Source organism: Bradyrhizobium sp. MV1.5, assembly GCF_055807615.1.
The window spans coordinates 1-332 of sequence record NZ_JBVVPL010000127.1 but is presented as its reverse complement, the minus strand read 5'-3'; the positions used below and the strand labels follow the sequence as shown (position 1 = coordinate 332).

1 protein-coding gene is annotated in these 332 nt (G+C 58.1%); it reads right to left on the bottom strand.

Annotated elements, in window-relative coordinates; genetic code table 11:
* The coding region (locus AC0L2J_RS34800) for an extracellular solute-binding protein (RefSeq protein ID WP_473395985.1) at nt 1-332 on the bottom strand (332 nt) is incomplete at both ends.

Here is a 332-nt window from a genome sequence, read left to right as displayed (position 1 = left end):
TTGTTTGCATCGTAGATGCGGCCGTTCCAGGCTGATGTCATTATGACCTGGCCGTCAGCCAGCAGCTGCGGCGGCTGGGCTCCGGTTGTCCACCAGACGACGTCCTTCTTGATCGTGTCGAGCTTCTTGAACGCGCGGTCGACGCCCTCAGGCGTTTTGAGCACCTGGTAGACGTCCTTGACGGCCACGCCATCGGCAATCAGGGCCCATTCGAGATTGCCTACGGGACTCCTCAACAGCCCACGCTTGCCGGGAAATTTCTGCAGATCGAACAGGTCGGCGATGGTCTTTGGACCATTCGCCAGCTTTTCCTTGTCATAGACGAGGATAGT